13 protein-coding genes are annotated in these 13,274 nt (G+C 69.0%); 8 read left to right on the top strand and 5 right to left on the bottom strand.

Annotated features, from left to right (window positions below):
* Positions 1-22: 22 nt before the first annotated feature.
* The 4 genes from cysT (at position 23) to EJ105_RS21585 (ending at position 3,119) form a co-directional block, all read left to right on the top strand.
* On the top strand, positions 23-877 hold the full coding sequence (cysT, locus tag EJ105_RS21600; RefSeq protein WP_024280530.1) for a sulfate ABC transporter permease subunit CysT: 855 nt from the start codon (positions 23-25) through the stop codon (positions 875-877).
* On the top strand, positions 874-1,800 hold the full coding sequence (cysW, locus tag EJ105_RS21595) for a sulfate ABC transporter permease subunit CysW (protein WP_029555435.1): 927 nt from the start codon (positions 874-876) through the stop codon (positions 1,798-1,800). The genes cysT and cysW overlap by 4 nt, the downstream gene beginning before the upstream one ends.
* Positions 1,797-2,840: a sulfate/molybdate ABC transporter ATP-binding protein gene (locus EJ105_RS21590; RefSeq protein WP_029555436.1), complete on the top strand. Its 1,044-nt coding sequence runs from the start codon at positions 1,797-1,799 to the stop codon at positions 2,838-2,840. The genes cysW and EJ105_RS21590 overlap by 4 nt, the downstream gene beginning before the upstream one ends.
* 93 nt (positions 2,841-2,933) lie before the next feature.
* The gene (locus EJ105_RS21585; protein WP_029555437.1) at positions 2,934-3,119 is read left to right on the top strand and encodes a hypothetical protein; all 186 of its coding nucleotides are present in this window, start codon (positions 2,934-2,936) and stop codon (positions 3,117-3,119) included.
* Positions 3,120-3,152: 33 nt separating this feature from the next.
* Here the strand turns inward: EJ105_RS21585 and EJ105_RS21580 are convergent, their stop codons facing one another.
* Entirely contained in the window at positions 3,153-4,169 is a 1,017-nt protein-coding gene (locus EJ105_RS21580) for a DMT family transporter (RefSeq protein WP_250167947.1), read from the bottom strand.
* Positions 4,170-4,440: 271 nt separating this feature from the next.
* The gene (gene moaA, locus EJ105_RS21575; protein WP_250167963.1) at positions 4,441-5,475 is read right to left on the bottom strand and encodes a GTP 3',8-cyclase MoaA; all 1,035 of its coding nucleotides are present in this window, start codon (positions 5,473-5,475) and stop codon (positions 4,441-4,443) included.
* A gap of 248 nt (positions 5,476-5,723) precedes the next feature.
* Here moaA and EJ105_RS21570 point away from each other — a divergent pair, with 248 nt between their 5' ends.
* Together EJ105_RS21570 and EJ105_RS21565 are read left to right on the top strand one after the other, a co-directional pair.
* Positions 5,724-6,101: a gamma-butyrobetaine hydroxylase family protein gene (locus EJ105_RS21570; protein ID WP_250167946.1), complete on the top strand. Its 378-nt coding sequence runs from the start codon at positions 5,724-5,726 to the stop codon at positions 6,099-6,101.
* Positions 6,102-6,216: 115 nt separating this feature from the next.
* Positions 6,217-6,972: a DUF1223 domain-containing protein gene (locus EJ105_RS21565; protein ID WP_250167945.1), complete on the top strand. Its 756-nt coding sequence runs from the start codon at positions 6,217-6,219 to the stop codon at positions 6,970-6,972.
* Between the two features lie 54 nt (positions 6,973-7,026).
* On the opposite strand, the gene EJ105_RS21560 is transcribed toward EJ105_RS21565, so the two are convergent.
* The 3 genes from EJ105_RS21560 to EJ105_RS21550 all read right to left on the bottom strand — a co-directional run bounded on the left by EJ105_RS21560 (position 7,027) and on the right by EJ105_RS21550 (position 11,854).
* A complete protein-coding gene (locus tag EJ105_RS21560; RefSeq protein WP_024280538.1) occupies positions 7,027-8,199 on the bottom strand; it encodes an acetyl-CoA acetyltransferase in 1,173 nt (390 codons plus the stop codon).
* An 85-nt stretch (positions 8,200-8,284) separates the two neighbouring features.
* Positions 8,285-9,982, bottom strand: a complete 1,698-nt coding sequence (locus tag EJ105_RS21555; RefSeq protein ID WP_250167944.1) for a formate--tetrahydrofolate ligase — start codon at positions 9,980-9,982, stop codon at positions 8,285-8,287.
* 132 nt (positions 9,983-10,114) lie between these two features.
* A complete protein-coding gene (locus EJ105_RS21550) occupies positions 10,115-11,854 on the bottom strand; it encodes a tetratricopeptide repeat protein (RefSeq protein WP_038192551.1) in 1,740 nt (579 codons plus the stop codon).
* A 178-nt stretch (positions 11,855-12,032) separates the two neighbouring features.
* Here EJ105_RS21550 and EJ105_RS21545 point away from each other — a divergent pair, with 178 nt between their 5' ends.
* Positions 12,033-12,902 (top strand): 4-(cytidine 5'-diphospho)-2-C-methyl-D-erythritol kinase, encoded by an 870-nt coding sequence (locus EJ105_RS21545; RefSeq protein WP_250167943.1) that lies wholly within the window; start codon positions 12,033-12,035, stop codon positions 12,900-12,902.
* 22 nt (positions 12,903-12,924) lie between these two features.
* Positions 12,925-13,260, top strand: a complete 336-nt coding sequence (locus EJ105_RS21540; RefSeq protein WP_250167942.1) for a YnfA family protein — start codon at positions 12,925-12,927, stop codon at positions 13,258-13,260.
* Positions 13,261-13,274: the final 14 nt, after the last annotated feature.

Below are 13,274 nucleotides of genomic sequence, written 5' to 3'. Positions count from 1 at the left end.
GTCGCCGGACTATAAACCTTCCATGAGCGCCTCATCGTCCCGCCTCAGATTCCGGCAGCCGAGCGTGATCCCCGGCTTCGGCCTCACGCTGGGCCTTACCCTGACGTGGCTGGGGCTCATCGTCCTGCTGCCGCTGTCGGCGCTGTTCATCAAGACGAGCGAGCTGTCGCTGGAGCGCTTCATCGCCATCGTCACGGCGACGCGCACGCTCCATGCGCTGCAGGTGTCGTTCGGCCTCGCCTTTGCCGCCGCGCTGGTCAACATGGTGTTCGGCGCCATCGTGGTGTGGGTGCTGGTGCGCTACGACTTCCCCGGCAAGAAGATCGTCGACGCGCTCATCGACATCCCCTTCGCGCTGCCCACGGCCGTGGCCGGCATCGCGCTGACCTCCCTCTATGCGGAGAACGGCTGGGTCGGCTCGCTGCTGGCGCCGCTGGGCATCCAGGTGTCGTTCACGCCGCTCGGCATCCTCGTCGCCCTCGTCTTCATCGGCCTGCCCTTCGTGGTGCGGACCGTGCAGCCCGTGCTGGCGGACCTCGACCAGGAGCTGGAGGACGCCGCCGCGAGCCTCGGCGCCACGCGTGGCCAGACCCTCGTGCGGGTGGTGCTGCCCTCGGTATGGCCGGCGCTGCTCACCGGCTTCGCCCTCGCCTTCGCGCGGGCGGTGGGCGAATACGGCTCCGTCATCTTCATCGCCGGCAACCTGCCCGGCATTTCCGAGATCGCGCCGCTGCTCATCGTCATCCGGCTGGAGGAGTTCCGCTATGCGGACGCGACCGCCATCGCCACGGTAATGCTGGTCGCCTCCTTCGTCCTGCTGCTCATCATCAACCGCCTCCAGCGCTGGGCGGAGCTGCGCGGGAGCAAGCACGGATGAACGCCCTCGACCAGACGTCGGGTCATACCGTCGCCCACGGCGCCAGTGAGGGCCTGCCCTCCGCGCTGGAGCAGTCCCACACCTATGCGACGCACCGCGGCCGGCCGGTGCGCACCGAGCCGCGGGCCGTGCGCATCGTCCTGACGGTAATCGCCCTCGCCTTCGTCGGCCTGTTCATCGGCCTGCCGCTGGTGACGGTGTTCTACGAAGCCTTCAAGCGCGGCTGGCAGGCCTATGTTGCGGCGTTGGTGGCCCCCGATGCGCTGGCCGCGATCCAGCTCACCCTCATCGTCGCGGCCATCTCGGTGGTGGCGAACCTGCTGTTCGGGCTCGTGGCGGCATGGTCCATCGCCAAGTTCGAGTTTCCCGGCAAGACCTTCCTCATCACCCTCATCGACCTGCCCTTCTCGGTCTCGCCTGTCGTGGCGGGCCTCGTCTATGTGCTGCTGTTCGGCTCGCAGGGCCTGTTCGCCGCATACCTGCAGGCGTGGGACATCAAGATCATCTTCGCGCTGCCGGGCATCGTGCTCGCCACCATCTTCGTCACCTTCCCCTTCGTGGCGCGCGAACTGATCCCCCTGATGCAGGAGCAGGGCACGGCGGAGGAAGAAGCGGCCATCTCGCTCGGCGCCTCGGGCCTCTCCACCTTCTTCCGGGTGACGCTGCCCAACGTGAAATGGGCGCTGCTCTACGGCGTGCTGCTGTGCAATGCGCGCGCCATGGGTGAATTCGGCGCGGTCTCGGTGGTGTCCGGCCATGTGCGCGGGCTCACCAACACCATGCCGCTGCACATCGAAATTCTCTATAACGAGTACCAGTTCGTCGCCTCCTTCGCGGTGGCGTCCCTGCTGGCGCTGCTGGCGCTCGTGACGCTCATCGCCAAGACCATTCTCGAACACCGCCTCGCCGAGGAAGACAGATGACCATCGACGTCGTCGGCGTCACCAAGCGCTTCAAGACCTTTGCCGCGCTCGACAATGTGAGCCTCACCATCCGCACCGGCGAGCTGGTTGCCCTGCTCGGCCCCTCGGGCTCGGGCAAGACCACGCTCCTGCGCATCATCGCCGGCCTCGAATGGCCGGATTCCGGCGAGGTCCGGTTCGACGGCGAGGATGCGCTCTCCCGCTCCGTGCGCGAGCGCAATGTGGGCTTTGTGTTCCAGCACTATGCATTGTTCCGGCACATGAACGTGTTCGAGAATGTGGCCTTCGGCCTGCGCGTGCGCCGGGGCGCGGACAAGCTGCCCGAGGCCGCCATCCGCGCGAAGGTCAACGAGCTGCTGCACCTCGTGCAGATCGACTGGCTGGCCGAGCGCTATCCCGCCCAGCTTTCCGGCGGCCAGCGCCAGCGCGTGGCGCTCGCCCGCGCGCTCGCCATCTCCCCCAAGGTGCTGCTGCTGGACGAGCCGTTCGGCGCGCTCGATGCGAAGGTTCGCAAGGAGCTGCGCCGCTGGCTGCGCCACCTGCACGAGGAACTGCCCGTCACCTCCGTGCTCGTCACCCACGACCAGGAAGAGGCGCTGGAGCTGGCCGACCGGGTGGTGGTGATGGGGCATGGCAAGATCGAGCAGGTGGGTTCGCCCGGCGAGGTCTATGACAATCCGGCCACCGCCTTCGTGCACGACTTCATCGGCGAGACCATCGCGCTGCCCGGCGAGGTGAAGGGCGGCGCCCTCTATCTCGGCGGCCGTGCGCTGGGGCTCGATCCGCAAGGCGTGGCAGACGGGCCGGCCCGCATCCTCGCCCGGCCCCACGACGTGGACCTCGCAGATCCGTCGGCGAGCGCCATCTCCGGCAAGGTGCTCTCGGTGCGCACCTTCGGCCCCACCCGCCGCGCCGACGTGCAGCTCAACGGCAGCTCCGGCCCGGTGGTGGTGGAAGCCGCCGTGCCCCACGGCCAGGATCTCGCGCCGGGCACGGAGGTCGGCCTCAAGCCGCGCCGCTACAAGGTGTTCGCCGCCTGAGCAGGCGGCCGTGGCACGTTTTCGCCATCACCGCGTGGTGACGTACCGTGCATGGGGCGCGCAATCGCGCCCCGCTGACCGGAGTTTGCCGCCGTGCCGCCGTTCGTCGTCGTTGCCCTGGGCGCCCTCGGCGCCGTGGCGCTTGCAAAGCTGATCTCGTCGGAGACGCGACGCGTCAACGAGGCGCTGGACCGCCGCCGCAAGGCGGAGGCCGGCGACCTGAAGACGGTGCGGCTGGAGCGCGATCCAGCCACCGGCGAATACCGCCCGCGCGGCTGACGCGCCGCCCCGTCATCCTGTCCTGCTCTGAGGTCAATCCCGCGAGGGCGCGCAGGCCGCGGCCGGCTGGCAAGTCCCGGTGGCGCGCGAGCCCGTGGCGAGTCCGACGACACCGGTCTTCCGGTCGTCCCGTGCTGCGCGACGCGCCGCGCGGCTCTTCGCGTGCTCACGCTGGATGGCGTAGAGGCCCGCCCCCACCACCAGCGCCATGCCGACGCTGGTCCAGGCATCCGGCAGGTCGCCGAACACGAAGTAGCCGGAGATGAGCGCCCCGAACACCAAGAGGTAGCGCATGGGCGAGAGCGAGGCGATGGGCGCGTTGCGGAAGGCGAACACCAGCAGCAGCGTGCCGCCGCCGAACGACACGGCGGACGCGACCACATAGGCGAGCACCGGGGTCGAAGGGATCTTCCAGCTCTCGAAGGGCGCGATCAGAGTCGCGGCGAGGCAGAATACGACCGAGCCGGTGAGGCCCACCACCGCGCCGGGAATCTCCGGCCCGATGCTGCGGGTGGAAATGTCCCGCGCCGCGCCGGTGAAGGCGGCCACGAGCGGCAGCAGGGCGATGAGGCTGAAAGTGGCCGGATCCGGCCGCGTCACGATCACCGCGCCGCAGAAGCCGATGATGATGGCCGACCAGCTGCGCCAGCCCACCTTCTCGCCCAGGAGCGGCACGGCCAGCGCGGTCGTGATGAGCGGCGTCGCCATGTAGATGGTGGTGGTGGACGCGATGGGCATGGCCGCCAGCGCGGCGACGTAGACGAAGGTGGTGACGGTATCGAGCGAGGAGCGCACCAGCACGCTGCGGCGGAACATGTGGCGCAGCGCGAGGAGATCGCCGGACGCCACGATGAGGCCGAGGAACAGGAAGCTCACCATCACGGTGCGCAGGCCGAGGCCCTCGCTGAGGGGCACCTCGCGCAGCGCAAGCTTCATGAAGGTGTCGTTGGTGATGAACAGGGCCATGGAGCCAACCATGGCGACGAGGCCCTTGACCGCCGAGACCGGCACATGGGCGACAGGGCGCTGCGCGGCAGCCTGGATGCTCATGCCGTTGCTCCTGCGCCGGAAAAGCGAAGGGAACGAACGATGGCGCCGGCGCAATCCCGGGGCAGTGTCACGTCAAACCTCGTAGATGTCGGGCGTCGCGGGGCGCGCCAAAACCGGCTTCAGGCCGTTGATTGATCTTCTGGGCCAGATGTAGCTGATTTCGGGTAAAGACGCCCTGCGCTTTGCGCCGGCTCTCGCGCGCGAGCCCCCCGCCTGCGGCATGGCCCGGCCACGCCTTCGCCTCAATCTCCGGGCCGCGCGCCGCCCCGCTTCAGCCGCCGGTGGTGCTCATGTGCCGCCCAACCGCCGGCTGGCGGGTCTTGCGGTCGATCACGAAGTCATGGCCCTTGGGCTTGCGGAAAATGGCGTCGTCGATGGCCCGGTGCAGCAGGGCATCGTCGGAGGAGGCGCGCAGCGGCGCCCGCAGGTCCGCCGCATCCTCCTGGCCGAGGCACATGTAGAGCGTGCCGGTGCAGGTCACGCGCACCCGGTTGCAGCCTTCGCAGAAATTGTGCGTCAGCGGCGTGATGAAACCCAGCCGTCCGCCGGTCTCCTTCACCTCCACATAGCGGGCGGGGCCGCCGGTGCGGTAGGCAATGTCGGTGAGGGTGAAACGCTCGGCGAGCTGTTCGCGCACGGCGGACAGCGGCAGATACTGGTCCACTCGCTCCTCGCCCACTTCGCCGAGGGGCATCACCTCGATGAGGGAGAGGTCGTGGCCCTCGCCATGGGCCCACTCCATCATGGAGGCGATCTCGTGCTCGTTCACGTCCTTGAGCGCGACCGCGTTGATCTTCACCCGGATGCCAGCCGCCTGCGCGGCCTTCACGCCTTCCAGCACGCGGGCGAGATCGCCCCAGCGGGTGATGGCGCGGAACTTCACCGGGTCCAGCGTATCGATGGAGACGTTGATGCGCTTCACCCCGCAAGCGGCGAGGTCCGCCGCGTGGCGGGCGAGCTGCGAGCCGTTGGTGGTGACGGTCAGTTCGTCCAGCCGGCCGCTTTCGATGTGGCGGGAGAGGCTGCGGAACAGGGTCATCACGTCCCGCCGCACCAGAGGCTCGCCGCCGGTGAGGCGCAGCTTGCGCACGCCGCGCAGCACGAATGCGCTGCACAGGCGGTCCAGCTCCTCGAGCGACAGGAGGTCCTGCTTGGGCAGGAAGGTCATGTGCTCGGACATGCAATAGACGCAGCGGAAGTCGCAGCGGTCGGTGACGGAGACGCGCAGATAGGTGACGGCGCGGCCGAACGTATCCACGAGCGGGCCAGCCTGCTGCGCGGCGGCGACACCCGGACGGTCGATCAGATCCCTGGGAAGATCACTCACCACACCACTCCCGCAGCAGCCTTGCGTCTCCCGCGCCTTTCCCTGTCCGCCGACTTGGGCCGGTCTTGAGGCAGGCCCAGCGCCCCGGATGCGGCAGACGGCGGGCTTCGACGCTTGCCCTATATATCGTATGCAAGAGGAAGATGGATAGGGCCGCCGCCCGAACACGATGCCGTGTGAAATCAAAAGGCTCGGCCTTTCGCCCGATCGAAAAAGGACATAACGCAATGGCTCCCGCGTCTGCCCCCGCCGCCGCCCCCTGGCCCACCGAGCTGCGCGTCATCGATGATCGCCACACGCTCTCCATCACCTTCGAGGACGGGGCGAAATTCACCCTCCCCGCCGAGTATCTGAGGGTGGAAAGCCCCTCCGCCGAGGTGCAGGGCCACCAGCCGGAGGAGAAGATCACGGTGCCCGGCAAGCGGCAGGTGCGCATCGCGCAGGTGGAGCCGGTGGGCAATTACGCCGTCCGCCTCATCTTCGACGACGGCCACGGCACCGGCCTCTACACCTGGGACCTGCTCTACAGCTACGGCGTGAACCAGGAGCAGAAGTTCAGCGCCTATCTCAAGGCGTTGGAAGCGCAGGGGCTCTCGCGGGGGTGACGGGCGCCTGCACGATGCCGTGAGGGCGTAACCCGCGGGCGCCGCAGGACGAAAGAGGACCGGGAGCGCCCGGTGGAAGCCTCATGCGGGCGGCATCCCGCAGGAGCCCCGCGCCATGGCCGAAACCCCGTCCGCCGCCTCGCCACCCATGCGCGAGCCGCGCCGTTCACCGCACACGAAGCGGGCTGCCCTCGCCGCGGGCGCGGCCGTTCTGGCGCTCCTTTCGGGCGGCCCCGCTGCCGCCGAGCCGCGCCAGAAGCTCACGGTGGTGGAGTTGTTCACCAGCCAGGGCTGCTCCTCCTGTCCGCCGGCGGACGCCAACCTCATCGCCCTCACCCGCCGCCCGGACGTGCTCGCCCTGAGCTTCAGCGTGACCTACTGGGACCGCCTCGGCTGGCGCGACACCTTCGGCAAGCCGGAATTCACCCAGCGCCAGTACACCTACGAGCCGATGCTCGGCGAGCGCGGGCCGTTCACGCCGCAGATGGTGGTGAATGGCCGCCTCAGCCGCGTCGGCTACAGCCTGTCGGACATCGAGCACGCGATCTCCGCCGCGGGACCCGTCACCGGCCCAGAGGTGGTGATCGGCGCGCATGAGGCCGTGATCGGGTCGGGGACCGCCCCCGCAGCAGCCGCGGACGTGTGGCTCGCGGAGTACGAGCCGGGCGTCATCGAAGTGCCCGTCCGACGCGGCGAGAATGCCGGCCGCACCCTGCCCCACGCCCGCGTGGTGCGACGCCTGGAGCGGCTCGGCGGCTGGACCGGCACGCGCGCCCATTACCCCCGGCCGGAAGCCGCGCCGGGCCTGCGCACCGCCATCCTCGTGCAGGCGCCGGCCGGCGGACCCATCCTCGCCGCCGCCACCGAATGAAAACGGGCGGCCCCAAGGCCGCCCGCTGCATCGTTCAGACCGGAAAACCGCGCCTCACTTCACCCGTTCGAGGATGGAGACGTAGTTCGCGACGGCCGCGCCGCCCATGTTGAAGACGCCGGCCACCTTGGCCCCGTCGATCTGCATGTCGCCGGCCTCGCCCATGAGCTGCATGGCCGAGAGGACGTGCATGGAGACGCCGGTGGCGCCGATGGGGTGGCCCTTGGACTTCAGGCCGCCGGAGGCGTTCACCGGCAGCTTGCCGGTCTTCTCGGTGATGCCTTCGCGCACCACCTTGTAAGCTTCGCCGGGCTTGGCGAGGCCCATGGCCTCGTACTCGATCAGCTCGGCCACGGTGAAGCAGTCGTGGGTCTCGACAAGGCTGAGGTCGTCGAGCGTGAGGCCGGCCTTCTCCAGCGCCTTGGCCCAGGCGCGGCGGGCGCCCTCGAAGGCGATGGGATCGCGGCGCGACAGCGGCAGGATGTCGTTGACGTGGGCGCGCGCGCGGAAGGTGATGGCGCGGCCGAGGGTCTCCGCCACGTCCGCCGAGGCGATCACCAGCGCCGCAGCGCCGTCGGACACCAGCGAGCAGTCGGTGCGGCGCAGGGGACCGGCCACGTAGGGGTTCTTCTCCGAGATGGTGTTGCAAAACTCGAAGCCGAAATCCTTGCGCATCTGCGCATAGGGATTGGAAACGCCGTTCTTGTGGTTCTTGGCGGCGATGCGCGCCAGCTCTTCCGAGCGGTCGCCGTAGCGCTGGAAATAGGTCTGCGCGATGCGGCCGAACACGCCGGCGAAGCCGCCTTCGATGTCCGCCTCTTCCTTGCGGTAGGAGGCGTTGAGCAGGATGTCGCCGACCTCGGCGGTGGGCTTGGCCGTCATCTTCTCGGCGCCGACAACGAGGGCGATGCGGCCCTGCCCGCTCTCGATGTAATTGAGCGCGGAATGGATGGCGGCGGAGCCGGTGGCGCAGGCGTTCTCCACGCGCACCGCCGGCACATGGGCCAGTTCCGGCACGGAGAGGGCCGGCATGGCGCCCTGGAAATCCTGCTTCTGGAAGCCGGCGTTGAACACGCCCACGTGGATCGAATCCACATCCTGCGGGGAGAGGCCCGCATGCTCGATGGCGGCGCCGGCCACCCGGCTCATCAGGGCCTCGGTGTCCGCATCCTCGAGCTTGCCGAAGGGCGAGTGCGCCCAGCCTACGATGGCGGCCTTGCTGTCCATGTTCGTCTCCCGCGGCGTGACACCGCTCTGGTTTTGATGGCGTTCAGATGGGAATGCGCGGCGCCTTGTGCCACCGCCGCGTGTATCAGGACAAGCCGGCGATGAAACCGTCCGGCATGACGAAAATGTCCTGGGCGGCCGGTGCTGAGGGCAGGCCCGGCATGGTCATGATGTCGCCGGCGATCGCCACCACGAAGCCCGCACCGGCGGACAGGCGCACCTCGCGGATGGGCAGGGTGTGGCCCGTGGGCGCGTTGCGCGCGGTGGGATCGGCGGAGAAGGAATACTGCGTCTTCGCCATACACACCGGCAGGTCGCCGAAGCCCGCCAGTTCGTATTCCTTGAGCTTCGCGGTCGCGGCGGAGGAGAAATCGACCCGCTCCGCGCGGTAGATCTCGCGGGCGATGGTCTCGATCTTCTCCCTGAGCGGCAGCTCGGAGGGGTAGAGATATTCGAACTTCGGCCGGTGCGCGAGGAGGTCGAGGACGGCGCGGGCGAGGTCCATCGCCCCCTGCCCGCCCCGGGCCCAGTGCCCGCAGGGGAAGACATCGACGCCCTCGGGCGCCAGCGCTGCACGCACCGCTTCCAGTTCCTCCGGCGTATCGCCGGTGAAATGATTCAGCGCCACCACCACCGGCAGACCGAACTTCTTCAAATTCTCCACGTGCCGCTTGAGGTTGCCGCAACCGAGCGCCACCGCCGCCGCATCCGGCGTGCCGAGTTCCTTGAGAGGGACACCGCCATGCATCTTCAGCGCGCGCACCGTCGCCACCACCACCGCAGCCGAAGGCACGAGCCCGGCCTGCCGGCACTTGATGTCGAGGAACTTCTCGGCCCCGAGATCGGCGCCGAAGCCGGCTTCCGTGACCACCACATCGGCGAGGCCGAGGGCGGTGCGCGTCGCCATCACCGAATTGCAGCCGTGGGCGATGTTGGCGAACGGCCCGCCATGGACAAGGGCCGGAGTTCCCTCCAGCGTCTGGACTAGGTTCGGCTGGAACGCATCCTTGAGCAGCGCCACCATGGCGCCGATGCCGCCCAGTTCCTCCGCGCGCACCATGCGGCGGCCGCGGGTCTGGCCGATCACCATGCGGGACAGCCGCGCCTCCAGATCGGAAAGGCTGTCGGCGAGGCACAGGATGGCCATCACCTCGCTCGCCACCGTGATGTCGAAGCCGTCCTCGCGCGGATAGCCGTTGGCGGGGCCGCCGAGGCCGATGGTGATCTGGCGCAGGGCGCGGTCGTTCAGGTCCATCACCCGCCGCCAGCTGATGCGCCGGGCGTCGAGGTCGAGGGCATTGCCCCAGTGGATGTGATTGTCGATCAGCGCCGAAAGCAGGTTGTGGGCGGCGGTGATGGCGTGCAGGTCGCCGGTGAAATGCAGGTTGATGTCCTGCATAGGGATGATCTGCGCCCGCCCGCCGCCGGTAGCGCCGCCCTTGGCACCGAACACCGGGCCGAGGGACGGCTCGCGCAGGCATACGGCTGTCGAGGTGCCGAGCCGCGAGAGGGCGTCGCCGAGGCCGATGGTGGTGGTGGTCTTCCCCTCCCCCGCCGGGGTGGGATTGATGGCGGTGACAAGCACCAGCTGGCCGCGTGGCCGCGATTCGGCCTCGGCCACGAAATCGAGGCTGATCTTCCCCTTGTGCGGACCGTAGCGATAGAGCGCGTCCGCCGGAATGCCGAGGTCCGCCGCCACATCCTCTATGGGGCGCGGCGTGACGCTCGCGGCGATGGCCGCATCGGATGTGGGATCGAGCGGTCGAGCGCTTCTGTCATGCATGGATTGGTTCCCGAACGGGCGCCGACCCTAGCGGCTCGGCCCACGGCTGAAAAGCGCGGGCCGAGGCAAAATTGCCTTGCTTCGACGCTTCGGAAGGTGCCGAAGCGCCATTTCGGGGAGATTCAGGCTGCCTCAGCCGCCTTTCTGCTGCTCCTCGGCCTTGCTGACCGGCGGCGGCTGATCGACCGAATCAAGACCCTTGTCGATCTTCTGCACGATCTTGGCGAGGTCGTCCGGCTCGGGCTTCAGGTCGCGCGCGTGGTTCCACTGGAACCCTGCCTCGAGCTTGCGGCCCACCTTCCAGTAGGCATCGCCCAGATGGTCGTTGATGACCGGGTCCTGCGGCATCAGTTCGATGGCGCGCTCGAGCTGCACTACGGCGTCCTCGTAGCGCCCGGTGCGATAGTAGGCCCAGCCGAGGCTGTCCACGATGGGCCCGTCGTCGGGCCGCAGCTTGGCCGCCTTGCGGATCATGTCGAGGCCCTGGTCCAGGTTGGTGCCCTGGTCCACCCACGAATAGCCGAGATAGTTCAGCACATGGGGCTGGTCGGGGTTGAGCTCCAGCGCCTTCTTCAGGTCCGCCTCGGCAGCCGGCCAGTTCTTCGAGCGCTCGTTGCACACGCCGCGGAAGTAGAACAGGGCCCAGTTGCCACGCGTGGGCTGCGGGATGAGGGCAATCGCCTTGGAATAGGTGCCCGCGCACTCGGAGAACATCTTGCGCGTCTGCTGGATCTTGCCCAGCGCGATGATGGCCTCGATGTCCTTGGGATCGGCGGCGATCATCTTCTCGAGCTGCTTGCGGGCCTCATTGTAATGGTCCGTGGCGTCGAGGTTGACGGCCAGCTGCACCTGCGCGTTGCGCTTGAGCGGCGAGGAGTCCGGCACGGTTTCGTAGACCTCGATGGCCTTCGCCGGCTGCTTCAGCTGCTCGTAGAGGTCGGCCAGCGTCAGGCTGGCGAAGGGGTGCTCGGGATAGAGCCAGATGGCGAGCTGGAGATAGACGAGGGCGAGATCCTCGCCCCCCTGCCGCCCGAGCGTCGCGCCCAGGCCATAGAGCACCTCGGAGGAGCCCTCCTGCGCGGTTTTCACCAGCGGCGGCAGCTGCTTTCCGGCCTTCAGCTCCTTGATGGCCGCAAGCACGATGGGGTGGTTCGGCAGTTGCTTGTCGAAGGCGGCGTAAGCGGCGAGCGCCGCCTCGGTATTGTCGTTGCGCGAGGCCCAACGGGCATAGGCATCGATGGCGCGCAGGGAGCCGGGATCGGCCTTCATGGCCGCCTCAAGACGGCGCCCGGCCTCCTTCTTCTGCCCGGCGGCGTCGAGGATGAGGCCGGCGTGCAGCTCCTTCATGGGCGCGTACCAGTCCGGCCCCTCAAGCCGGTCGATCAGTTCCACCGCGCCCTTGGTGTTGCCGGAGCCGAAGAAGGTCCAGGCGGCAAGCAGCGTGGCCGTGAGATCGCCGATGGGACCGCGCACCGAAAGCGCGAGGTTGGTGCGCGCCGTCTGGTAATGGGCCTTCTTGATGGAGCGCACGGCGAGCGCGAGGCGGGCGACGCGATGGGTGCGGTCGATCTTCACCAGACGATCGGCGAGCTTCATGGCATCGTCGATCTGGCCGTCCATGAGCATGGCGAAGAAGGTCCGCTCCAGGATCTCCTCGTTGCGCGCATCGAGCTTCATCAGGTTGCGCAGATAGACGACCGCCGCGTCCTGGTCGCGCTCGGTGCTCGCCAGCCGGGCGGCGAGGTAGTTACCCGCGAGCGAGGTATCGAAGTCAGGCACGGCCTCGGCCCGGGCGAGGCCCGGCGACAGAGTGAGCACCGCAGCAAGGCCGGCCGCCAGGGCCGCGGAGAAGGTGGGGCGTCGTGTCGTCACCGATGATCTGTCCTGAAAGCCGGGCCCTGCGGGCGTGGTAACGCGAAATCCAAGCGGGGCGAGATGGCGTGAGGATGGCGGCTTTCCTGTGGCACCGCAAGTTACGTGGGAGTCATGAATCACCGGTGTTCGCGAGGGCCGGTTGCGGCGACGTGTGCGGCGCGGCATAAGCCGCCTTATGGAAACCTTGCGGACGCGCGCTCCGGCGAAGATCAACCTGACCTTGCGCATCGTCCGGCGGCGCACGGATGGGTTTCACGATCTCGCGAGTCTCGTGGTCTTTTCCGGCGCCGCGGATCTCCTCTCGCTCACGCCTGACGCTGCGCTATCGCTTGCCGTGAAGGGGCGTACCGCGGCGGCAGCGGGACCGGATGCGGACAATCTGGTGCTGCGCGCGGCGCGCGCCTTCGCCGCCGAGGTGCCGGGGGCGCGGCTCGGTGCCTTCCTTCTGGAAAAGCGGCTGCCGGTGGCGGCCGGGCTCGGCGGCGGCTCGTCCGATGCCGCTGCGGCACTACGCTTGCTGGGCCGCCTCAACGGCCTTGCCCCCGATGACCCGCGCCTGTTCGCCGCAGCCCGCGCCACCGGCTCCGACGTGCCGGTGTGCCTCGATCCGCGTGCGCGGCTGATGGAAGGGGTCGGCGATGTGCTCTCCCCGCCCCTCGCCTTGCCCCCGCTCGCCGGGGTGCTGGTGAATTGCGGCGTGGCGGTGCCCACAGCCGCCGTGTTCCGCCAGCTTGGCTTGGCGCCCGGCGCGACATTCGACGGGCCGTCCCTGCCTGCCGTCCTGCCCGCTGGCCGCGCGGAGCTGACGGCCGCCATCGCCGCCGTGCCCAACGATCTGGAGCCGCCGGCCGTGGCCGTCGCGCCGAAGATCGCCGAGGTCATCGACCGCCTCGCGGCTCAACCGGAGGCGCGGCTGGTCCGCATGTCCGGCTCGGGCGCCACGGTCTTTGCCCTGACGGACGATTGCCGCGCTGCCGCTGCGCTGGCACGGCGGGTGCTTGCTGCAGAGCCGGACTGGTGGGTGAAGCCCACCATCCTGCGATGACGGTTCGGAGAGGGTGAAAACCATGGCGCTGCCGCTGACGACGCTCATCGCCTTCGTGGTCGCCGCCGTGTGCGAGATCGCCGGGTGCTTCGCCTTCTGGCAGGTGGTGCGCCATGGCGTGACGCCGCTCTGGCTGCTGGCGGGGCTCGTGAGCCTCGCGGCCTTCGCCTGGGCCCTCACTTTCGTGGATTCGGAGGCCGCCGGGCGCGCGTTCGCCGCTTATGGCGGCATCTACATCATCGCCTCTCTGGCGTGGCTGTGGAGCGTCGAGGGCGTGCGGCCGGACCGCTGGGATGCCGCCGGCGCGCTCATCTGCCTCGCGGGGGCGGCGGTGATCGTGTTCGGCCCGCGCGGGTGAGGCTGCGCGGCACG

This window comes from Xanthobacter aminoxidans (genome assembly GCF_023571765.1).
GTDB lineage: Bacteria > Pseudomonadota > Alphaproteobacteria > Rhizobiales > Xanthobacteraceae > Xanthobacter > Xanthobacter aminoxidans.
The sequence above is the reverse complement of the archived record's forward strand: the minus strand, read 5'-3'. Positions and strand labels throughout refer to the sequence as shown.

What these genes read in the sequence shown, in the direction of transcription:
- cysT (WP_024280530.1), top strand. Translation starts at nt 23, where the DNA reads ATGAGCGCCTCATCGTCCCGCCTCAGATTCCGGCAGCCGAGCGTGATC.
- cysW (WP_029555435.1), top strand. Translation starts at nt 874, where the DNA reads ATGAACGCCCTCGACCAGACGTCGGGTCATACCGTCGCCCACGGCGCC.
- EJ105_RS21590 (WP_029555436.1), top strand. Translation starts at nt 1,797, where the DNA reads ATGACCATCGACGTCGTCGGCGTCACCAAGCGCTTCAAGACCTTTGCC.
- EJ105_RS21580 (WP_250167947.1), bottom strand. Translation starts at nt 4,169, where the DNA reads ATGAGCATCCAGGCTGCCGCGCAGCGCCCTGTCGCCCATGTGCCGGTC.
- EJ105_RS21570 (WP_250167946.1), top strand. Translation starts at nt 5,724, where the DNA reads ATGGCTCCCGCGTCTGCCCCCGCCGCCGCCCCCTGGCCCACCGAGCTG.
- EJ105_RS21565 (WP_250167945.1), top strand. Translation starts at nt 6,217, where the DNA reads ATGGCCGAAACCCCGTCCGCCGCCTCGCCACCCATGCGCGAGCCGCGC.
- EJ105_RS21560 (WP_024280538.1), bottom strand. Translation starts at nt 8,199, where the DNA reads ATGGACAGCAAGGCCGCCATCGTAGGCTGGGCGCACTCGCCCTTCGGC.
- EJ105_RS21555 (WP_250167944.1), bottom strand. Translation starts at nt 9,982, where the DNA reads ATGCATGACAGAAGCGCTCGACCGCTCGATCCCACATCCGATGCGGCC.
- EJ105_RS21545 (WP_250167943.1), top strand. Translation starts at nt 12,033, where the DNA reads ATGGAAACCTTGCGGACGCGCGCTCCGGCGAAGATCAACCTGACCTTG.
- EJ105_RS21540 (WP_250167942.1), top strand. Translation starts at nt 12,925, where the DNA reads ATGGCGCTGCCGCTGACGACGCTCATCGCCTTCGTGGTCGCCGCCGTG.